Consider the following 9,229-nt stretch of genomic DNA (forward strand, 5'->3'; position numbering starts at 1 on the left):
GTAAAGGCCATCGAAACAAACCGTTGTCCAAGACTCAGCAAGGGCGAAACCACAGGATTGCAAAGACTAGGGCACGGGTTGAACATGCATTTGCGGCGATGGAACAAATGGGTAGAAAACTGATCCGCACCATTGGACAGGTGCGCGCTAATTTTGCCATGACGATGATGGCAGCATGTTACAACCTAAAGCGGTTGGCGTACTTCCAGAGCGCGTGCATCGTGGCTTTCTGACGCCCAGAATGGGTCAAATGGCCCTAGCCAGGGCAATGTGCGATAGAATCAGTAACGTGATAATCAAAAAAAATCTAATTATTTAGAATGAAAGCCAAGGGTTAATTGAAAATCTTGAGTTTTTCGAGGTGCCCAAGAAAATAAAGAAGGCTATTATGAACGATCTCATTATCAAACAAGGGAAACTTATCAACGGCCAGATCGTTGATATCTTAGTACGTGATAGCAAAATTGTTGCCATTGGCCCAGATGCGGTCAAAGAACAACAAGCAACTAAAACGATTGACCTAAAAGGCCAACTTTACATTAGTGCCGGTTGGATCGATGCCCATACCCATTGCTATCCAGAATCGCCTATTTACTTCGATGAACCTGACCTAACCGGCGCATCTTGCGGGGTTACCACACTAGTAGATGCTGGCAGTGTTGGGGCTAACGATATTGATCACTTTTTTGCCATTACACGTAAAGTCAAAACCAATGTTTATTCACTACTTAATATCGCTAAAACAGGTATTATTGCCCAAAATGAATTAGCCGACATGCAGCAAATTGACGAAGCTAGTTTACAAAAAGCTATCGCTGATCATCCAGAATTTGTTGTCGGAATAAAAGCACGAATGAGTAAAAGCGTGGTTGGTGAAAATGGTATAACCCCGCTTGTCAAAGCAAAAGAAATGCAGAAAAAAAGTGGGCTACCCTTAATGGTACATATCGGTAACAATCCCCCTAATCTTGATGATATTGCAGATTTGTTAACCAAGGGCGACATCATTACCCACTGTTTTAATGGTAAGCCTAATCGCATTCTGGACGATAACGGCAATTTAAAACCATCGATTCAACGAGCTCTTGCTCGTGGGGTGATCCTGGATGTGGGGCACGGTGGTGAAAGTTTCAGCTTTAAAGTCGCGGAACAAGCTATGCATATTGGTACTTATCCCGATATCATCAGTTCCGATATCTACCATAAAAACCGTATCAATGGCCCAGTTTATAGTCTGGCTTTCGTATTGACCAAATTTCTTTGTATGGGATTCTCAATACAACAAATAATAGATTGTGTCACTAAAAAAGCCGCCGACCTACTGCATTTAAAAGGTAAAGGCTATCTGGGTGTCGGTATGGACGCAGACTTCACTATCTTTGATCTCAAAGAAGAGCGTACTGAACTCTCTGATGCAGAAGTTGAAGTACGCTTTGGTAGCCATAAGTTTGTGCCTGTTGTTGCCATTGTTGGCGGCAAAGCAATTGTTTCCACAGAAAGTGAGTCTGAATATGCAATCGATTTATGAACAATATCAACTCAAAAATGTAATTAATGCCTCCGGTCGCATGACAATGCTCGGCGTTTCAACGCCTAAAGCTGAAGTTACAGAGCGTGTCGGCTATGGACTTAATCATTACTTTGAAATCAAAGATCTGGTAAATAAAACCGGCCAGTATATTGCCAAGCTACTGAAGGTGGAAAATGCGGTGGTTGTTTCTTGCGCCTCAGCCGGCATTGCGCAATCCGTCGCTGCGGTGATAGTAAAAGACAATGCCGATTTACTTTATAATCTTCACACTTCACCTCAACCTGTGGCCCGTGAAATTGTCATGCCGAAAGGACATAACGTTAATTATGGTGCACCAGTTGACACCATGGTTGCACTTGGTGGCGGTGAAATCGTCGAAGCCGGTTATGCTAATGAGTGTAGTGCAGCCCAAATTGCTGCCAAAATTACTGACCAAACCGCAGCTATTCTTTATGTTAAATCGCATCACTGCGTACAAAAAAGTATGCTAACGGTAAAAGAAGCGGCACAGGTTGCTAAAAAACATCAAATCCCTTTAATAGTCGATGCAGCTGCAGAAGAAGATTTAGTGACTTATTATCAAGATGGCGCTGATCTAGTGATCTACAGTGGCGCTAAAGCGATTGAAGGCCCAACTAGCGGACTAGTTATTGGCAAACATCAATACGTTGAATGGGTTAAACAACAAAGTAGCGGCATTGGTCGTGCGATGAAAGTCGGTAAAGAGGGTATTTTAGGTCTAACACTGGCGATTGAACTCTACCTAACTGCCAAAAAAGAGACCGGCAAACAGATGGTTGAGAGGATGTCTGATTTTATCGATGATCTTAACAAAATCAAAGGCGTCAAAGCCCAAATCGTTTGGGATGCCGCTGGCCGTGATATTGCTCGGGCAGAAATCAGCTTCGATCAGAAAGCCATTGGTAAAACTACTTATGCCATGATGGCAGAATTGAAACAGGGCGATACCGCTATCTATTTTCGCGAATATAAAGCCAACGAAGGAAAAGTTGAAGCTGATATCCGCAGTGTTACTAACGAACAACTGAAAACAATTGTCTCACGCATACGCCAAGTTGTTACTGGAGTCAAATAATGGGAAAACAATTAACCCCTAATTTCTATCATGATCGTGTTTGTCTGAATGTTCTGGCAGGCTCTCACCAAAATGCTAAAGAGATTTATCAAGCCGCTGAAACTTATGTCGTGGTTGGCGTGCTGTCAAAAAACTATGCTGACTTAAATAGTGCTATTGACGATATGGCTAAATATGCTGATGAAATTGATAATGCACTTTCTGTCGGTTTAGGTGCAGGCGATCCTAATCAATCTAATATGGTTTCGCAAATTGCTAAAGTCATTCAGCCGCAACATGTAAACCAGGTATTTACTGGTGCCGCAACCAGTCGTGCATTATTAGGTCAAGATCAGACTATTGTTAATGCGCTTATTTCGCCAACTGGTGAAGTGGGTAAAGTAAAAATTTCTACCGGGCCGCTAAGCTCAAATTATCCAGACGCCATTGTTCCTGTTGAAACGGCAATTGCAATGTTAAAAGATATGGGCGCAAGTTCTGTGAAATTTTTTAATATGGCAGGGTTAAAATATCGCGAAGAATATCAAGTTGTTGCAGAAGCTTGTGCTAGCTGTGATTTTTATCTTGAACCAACTGGCGGTATCGACTTAAACAATTACACGGAAATTCTCAAAATTGCATTAAATGCTGGTGTAAAGAAAATTATTCCTCATATTTATAGCTCTATCATCGATAAAGCAACCGGTAATACCCGTCCTGAGGACGTTAAAAAATTACTTGAAATGACTAAGCAGTGTTTATAGACGCTATTGATAATAAATAATCGGTTTATCAATTTTATTGCACTCTAAATAGTCTAAAAGTAAAACCCCATTGTAATTTTACTCACAATGGGGCTTTTAATGTTTTAGAGTCAGCCGATAAGCCGGGTTCTGTCGTGGACAACCATTCATCTAGGCCAGCACTTGCGCACTGACTCAAGCAGCCTACCCGGGTTCGATGCGGGCCGCATCTAGTGAACCCCTATTTGGCCTTGCTCCGGGTGGAGTTTACCGTGCCACAAACTGTTGCCAGTTGCGCGGTGCGCTCTTACCGCACCCTTTCACCCTTACCTGTGCTTAATAGCCATCGGCGGTTTGCTCTCTGTTGCACTAGTCGTAGGCTTTCGCCTCCCAGACGTTATCTGGCACCCTGCCCTATGGAGCCCGGACTTTCCTCCCCTTTATTAACAATTACCTAGGGTAATCAACAATAAAGCAGCGGTTGTCTGGCTGACTCCAACGCTGAATTATAGGGATTTAACATTAATTTGTATAGTTATTTATCACAACTGGCCAACAGCTAATCTACTTGATTGCACTATCAGCACTAACTTGCTGCTCAAGGCTATATTTATATAGTGCATTCTTCTTTAAACCATAAATTTCTGCCGTAATAGCCGCCGCCTTCTTTAACGGCAATGATTGCTGTAGTAACGCTAACGTTTTTTTCACCTCTGAGGAAATAGCTACTTCATCCTTCTGTGGTGTTCTATATCCCTGAACCACCAATACCATTTCGCCACGAGAACGATTTTCATCAACTTTTACCCAATCAAGTAGTTCTCCAACTGGCAAACCATGAATAGATTCCCAGGTTTTTGTTAATTCGCGAGCTAAGACAACATAACGCTCAGCGCCCCAAATAGCGACCATATCTGCTAATGTGTCTAACAAACGATGTGGTGATTCATAAAAAATAAGTGTTCTCGACTCCTCCGTTAACGCTTGCAATACCTCTTGTCGACTCTTGCGTTTTGCTGGCAAAAATCCCTCATAACAAAAGCGATCTGAGGCGATACCGGCAGCGGAAAGGGCCGTAATTGCTGCACATGGCCCTGGCAAAGGAACTACCAGAATACCTGCTTGGCGACAAGATTTTACCAAATGATAACCAGGATCATTAATTAGCGGTGTGCCTGCATCAGAAACTAACGCTATACTTAGTCCCTGTTTTAATTGAGGAATTAATTGATCTGTTTTCTGTTGTTCATTATGATCATGTAAGGAAATCATGCGGGTATTGATAGCAAAGTGCTGCAATAATAAACCCGTACGCCGGGTATCTTCCGCTGCAATAAAATCTACCTGCTTAAGGATCTGCAATGCACGCAGAGTGATATCATCCAAATTACCAATAGGAGTTGTTACAATATATAGTGTTGATACCATCTCTACCTCTATATCTTGATTAGGTTCATTCATTGTTTATTCCGAATAACCAATTAAAATTGAGCAATAATAATTACATCACTGGACAAAGTATGCGTTCTTCAATTTTTGTTAAAAAAGGCTTGATATGTATAGCGATACTATCCTCTCTTTTGTTAGTAGGATGTCATTCCTCACTAGATCAAAGTAAACCGACTGGCGATGCAACCATACAAGCAAGCTCTGAAATCAGCCATTATCAATCAATTATTGATGCGGCTAATGGTACACCATCTGCTGAAGTTTTGCGCGCCTATATCGCGCAAGAACGCCTATTAAAAGATAAGGTTAATCACCAGAAAAATATTGATGATTTTTGGCAGATGTTAATCAGTTTGCCTGCTGAACAAATTCAAAAATTAGCTGTTAGGGCAGATGAAAATATCTTACAAGGTTGGATTGATCTGCTTGATTTATACCATAATAACTACCAAGATCCAGCGGCATTACAAAATGCATTTAATGACTGGAAAATACGCTATCCAGCCAATCCGGGTGTTAAAACTTCCCCAACAGCACTCATACAAATCATTCATCAATCTTCAATCAGTAGCAACCCTAAAATTGGTCTATTCTTGCCTTTAAGTAATAATGGTAAAATATTTGCTGAAGCGATTTTACAAGGTTTCCTTGATGCCCAAAAAGGTTTACCCATCGATCCGACAACCGCAACCAGCTCATCTGAGCAAAATAGCCAAAATAGTGATCCCGTTCAAAGTATTATTGATTCAATTACTAGCAGTAGCAATGATATGACGCAGGAAAACAATCCACAAACCCCATCGCTTGTTATTGACAATGCACCTATTAATAATCAACAGGTTAAAGTATACGATACCAATACTCAATCGATTGAGTCACTCTTGCAACAAGCTGAACAGGATGGCATTACCTTAGTTGTCGGGCCACTTTTAAAACCGGATGTACTTAAAGCTATTCAAATAAATACTCCATTAAATCTTTTGACATTAAATGAATTAGATAATGATAAAATGCCGCTTAAAAATAATGTCTGTTACTTTTCTCTGTCACCTGAAGATGAAGCGGTTAATGCGGCTCGCCATATGGCAAAAGAGGGCAAACAAGTACCCTTGATCCTGATCCCTTCTTCTCCTTTTGGGGAACGTATCGCAAATATATTTGCACAAGAGTGGCAAAAATTGAAACAAACCCCTGTACGTAAACAAAGTTTTGGTAATATTGATAGCCTAAAAGCTAGAACTGCTCAAAGTACTGGAATACAGATGATAGGCACTCCAATAGTAATTGCCGAACAGCAAAATACCAACGATACGGCAGAGGCGATTGATGCGGTGTATATTGTCGCCACAAGTGATGAATTGTCATTGATTAAACCGATGATAGATATCGCAACCGACAGTCGCACACGTCCAACGCTTTATGCCAATTCTCGTAGTCATCAAACAGATTTAAGCACCGATTATTATCTGGAAATGGAAGGCTTGCAATTTAGTGAAATCCCTTTACTTGCCGGCGCTAGTTCCACTTTACTAACTCAAGCTAATCAACGACTCTCTGCTGATTACTCGCTAATTCGTCTTTACGCTATGGGAATTGATGGCTGGTTATTAGCCAATCATTTCAATCAATTACAACAACATGATATCGAACTAAATGGAGCCACAGGCAAACTAAGTGTAAATAGTAACAATTGCGTAATTTTTCGTACCCTGCCGTGGTTAAAATTTAAACAAGGAAAAGTTCAATTGATTTAATAAATTGTAAGTTAAAAGTAAAATTTATCAGCCAATAGATAAAAATAGAGTAAAATAGTGACTAAAGTGTCATTTTAACGACACCCTCAGCTTATAGATAAGGATATCCGCTATGCTAAAATCGCCAAATTTATCTTGGATACAAGGACGTCACTTCGAAAATAAAGCCAAGCAATTCTTGCAACAACAAGGACTGCAATTTATTAGCCGCAATGTAAGTTTCCCGGTTGGAGAAATTGATTTAGTTATGAAAGATCAAAACACTTGGGTGTTTGTTGAAGTACGCTTTCGCCGCCATGATAACTTCGGTAACGCATTGATGTCAGTAACTTTAAACAAACGAAAAAAATTACTTGCAGCCGCTAAATTATGGCTGCTTAAACAAAATGAAAACATAGAAACCGCTTTATGTCGTTTTGATATTTGTGCTACTACCGGCAATCAATTTGAGTGGTTACCAAATGCCTTTAGTGATTATGATGCCATCCACTAATTATATGTAAGTAGGTCTTAACGTGTTGGAGAAAATTAAAGCCTGTTTTACCGAAAGTATTCAAACACAAATTGCCGCTGCTGAAGCATTACCCGATGCTATTTCGCGTGCAGCAATTATGATCGTTCACGCCTTACTAAATGGTAATAAAATCTTATGTTGCGGCAGTGGCGGCTCAGCAGTTATTGCACAACGCTTTGCAACCAGTATGATCAATCAATTTGAAGCTGAACGTCCAAGTCTGCCCGCTTTATGTCTTAACACAGACAATGCGATTATAACCTCGATCGCTAATGGCCAAAAACCCGAAGAGGTATATGCAAAACAAGTGCGTGCATTAGGTCAATCTGGTGACGTACTTCTTGCAATTGCCACCAAAGGCGATAGTCGCGTTGTGATAAAAGCGGTTGAAGCTTCACTCGCACGTGATATGACGATTGTGGCCTTAACCGGTCATGATGGCGGAGAATTAGCCGGTTTATTAGGCACACAGGATGTAGAAATTCGAATACCTTCTCAAAGAAGCATCAGAATTCAAGAAGTTCACCTATTAACAGTTAACTGTTTATGTGATCTAATCGATAATACACTTTTTCCGCATCAAGATGACTAAGGAGTAATAATGAGACTATTTCCTCTAATTACCATAATATGCAGTACCCTTTTATTACAAGGATGCATTGGGGCTGCTGTAATAGGCTCAGCGGCAGTCGCTACAAAAAGTGCGACGGATCCAAGAAGTGTCGGTCGTCAGGTCGATGATGGAACATTAGAAGCCCGCGTTAGTGCTGCTATTAACAAAGATCAAGAAATTACCCGCAATGCACGTGTTATTACTACAGCTTATGAAGGTAAGATACTGCTTACCGGCCAAGCGCCCGATCTTGCATTAGCCGAAAGAGCAAAACAGATAGCAACCAAAGTAGAAGGTGTTGAAGCAGTTTATAATGAGATCCGTCAGGCAACGCCGGTTGATCTTGGTACGGCTTCTAAAGATACCTGGATAACCACTAAAATAAAATCACAAATTCTTACCAGTGATTCGGTTAAATCATCAACCGTCAAAGTTATTACCGAAGGTGGAGAGGTATTTTTACTTGGTATTTTAACTCAACAGGAAGGAGCTGCCGCAGCGAAAATCGCCAGTGAGACAGATGGCGTTAAACGCGTAACTACCGCATTTACCTACCTTAATTAATATTTTCTCATTCAATATAAAAAGTGATTATCTTTCTAATTTGTTACCCGGCAGCCACAAGGCCGGGTAGCTAATTTTAGGTAGCGCACTTTCGCTGCTATATTCTACGACGCGCAATAACCTTTACTATCTTTAACGAAAATGAAATATTTTTAGCACTATTTTTAAAATAGCCCAATCCTAAAAAACCTACATCAACCAATTAAGCAACTTTCTTCGAGATTTAATCGCTTGTGTTATTACCTAAAGTTAATATATTGACAACAATAATTATTTGACATCAAAACATAACTCAACGAAATAATATTCGATAACTTAATAATATCAAAGCACTATTTTCTGAAAATATAAATATCACCTGTTATGCAACTATCGATTATTGATAACAAAAAGACCTGAAAATTTCATTTCTCTTTTGCAACTAAATAATAGTGAATAAACATGGAGAAAAATATGCAATCATCGTCATTATTTAAAGGAACGCCAACCATTAAAATAGTTGATAATCGAGGTTTAACCGTAAAAGAAATCGATTATCATCGCCATCCCGATAGCCCCAATATCACTAATGAACGTATTACCCGTCATCAATAAGCGTGTTGCTTAATAGTGAAATAAGGGTGTTTCGGTGATTGAAGTAAATTTTACGCTGTTCTTATATCTTGATCATTGACTGTCAAAGGTTAATGATCCCCAACTGATCATTGGGATGTTACCGGTGAGTTTGTACGCTGCCTTAAGCTTAGAGCTTGTACCTCAGATTAAACCCTGGTGACATATTCATCATCGTCTTCAAAACCGAACGGTATCTTGTGCTACGAGCACGTATTTATAAGGAAGGTTAGGACGATATATTCAATTATCTGTTTTTCATGAGAGAATTTACCATGATCAAAACCTCAGTGGGTATTGATGTCGCTAAATTAAAATTCGATGTTGCAGTATGGGTTGAGAGAAAAAAATATAAAACAAAGGTGTTTTCAAAT

10 protein-coding genes and 1 other RNA gene are annotated in these 9,229 nt (G+C 40.1%); 9 read left to right on the forward strand and 2 right to left on the reverse strand.

The window, feature by feature from the left end:
• The 4 genes from CBG25_RS10315 to CBG25_RS10330 all read left to right on the forward strand — a co-directional run.
• Positions 1 to 233, forward strand: a 233-nt coding sequence (locus tag CBG25_RS10315) for a transposase (protein WP_290604297.1), incomplete at its 5' end; no start/stop codon positions are given.
• Between the two features lie 155 nt (positions 234 to 388).
• Positions 389 to 1,528 carry an amidohydrolase/deacetylase family metallohydrolase gene (locus CBG25_RS10320; protein ID WP_290606482.1) on the forward strand — a complete coding sequence of 380 codons (1,140 nt, stop codon included), beginning with the start codon at positions 389 to 391 and terminating at the stop codon, positions 1,526 to 1,528.
• On the forward strand, positions 1,512 to 2,627 hold the full coding sequence (locus CBG25_RS10325) for a DgaE family pyridoxal phosphate-dependent ammonia lyase (RefSeq protein WP_290606484.1): 1,116 nt from the start codon (positions 1,512 to 1,514) through the stop codon (positions 2,625 to 2,627). Before CBG25_RS10320 ends, CBG25_RS10325 begins: the two co-directional genes overlap by 17 nt.
• Positions 2,627 to 3,370 (forward strand): KDGP aldolase family protein, encoded by a 744-nt coding sequence (locus tag CBG25_RS10330; protein ID WP_290606486.1) that lies wholly within the window; start codon positions 2,627 to 2,629, stop codon positions 3,368 to 3,370. Before CBG25_RS10325 ends, CBG25_RS10330 begins: the two co-directional genes overlap by 1 nt.
• 102 nt (positions 3,371 to 3,472) lie before the next feature.
• On the opposite strand, the gene rnpB is transcribed toward CBG25_RS10330, so the two are convergent.
• Positions 3,473 to 3,846: RNase P RNA component class A (gene rnpB, locus CBG25_RS10335), an RNA gene on the reverse strand.
• Positions 3,847 to 3,913: 67 nt separating this feature from the next.
• Positions 3,914 to 4,810, reverse strand: coding sequence for a 16S rRNA (cytidine(1402)-2'-O)-methyltransferase (gene rsmI / locus CBG25_RS10340; RefSeq protein ID WP_290606488.1), 897 nt, complete (start codon positions 4,808 to 4,810; stop codon positions 3,914 to 3,916).
• Positions 4,811 to 4,869: 59 nt separating this feature from the next.
• Between rsmI and CBG25_RS10345 the strand changes: the two genes are divergently transcribed.
• From CBG25_RS10345 to CBG25_RS10365, 5 genes are all read left to right on the forward strand, one after another.
• Positions 4,870 to 6,552, forward strand: coding sequence for a penicillin-binding protein activator (locus tag CBG25_RS10345; RefSeq protein ID WP_290606490.1), 1,683 nt, complete (start codon positions 4,870 to 4,872; stop codon positions 6,550 to 6,552).
• Between the two features lie 112 nt (positions 6,553 to 6,664).
• Entirely contained in the window at positions 6,665 to 7,045 is a 381-nt protein-coding gene (locus tag CBG25_RS10350; protein ID WP_290606492.1) for a YraN family protein, read from the forward strand.
• 22 nt (positions 7,046 to 7,067) lie between these two features.
• Positions 7,068 to 7,658, forward strand: coding sequence for a DnaA initiator-associating protein DiaA (gene diaA, locus CBG25_RS10355; RefSeq protein WP_026821383.1), 591 nt, complete (start codon positions 7,068 to 7,070; stop codon positions 7,656 to 7,658).
• Positions 7,659 to 7,667: 9 nt separating this feature from the next.
• The gene (dolP, locus tag CBG25_RS10360; RefSeq protein ID WP_032115681.1) at positions 7,668 to 8,243 is read left to right on the forward strand and encodes a division/outer membrane stress-associated lipid-binding lipoprotein; all 576 of its coding nucleotides are present in this window, start codon (positions 7,668 to 7,670) and stop codon (positions 8,241 to 8,243) included.
• 453 nt (positions 8,244 to 8,696) lie between these two features.
• Positions 8,697 to 8,837: a hypothetical protein gene (locus CBG25_RS10365; protein ID WP_290606496.1), complete on the forward strand. Its 141-nt coding sequence runs from the start codon at positions 8,697 to 8,699 to the stop codon at positions 8,835 to 8,837.
• Positions 8,838 to 9,229: the final 392 nt, after the last annotated feature.

Source organism: Arsenophonus sp. ENCA, from assembly GCF_002287155.1.
Taxonomy (GTDB): Bacteria; Pseudomonadota; Gammaproteobacteria; order Enterobacterales; family Enterobacteriaceae; genus Arsenophonus; species Arsenophonus nilaparvatae.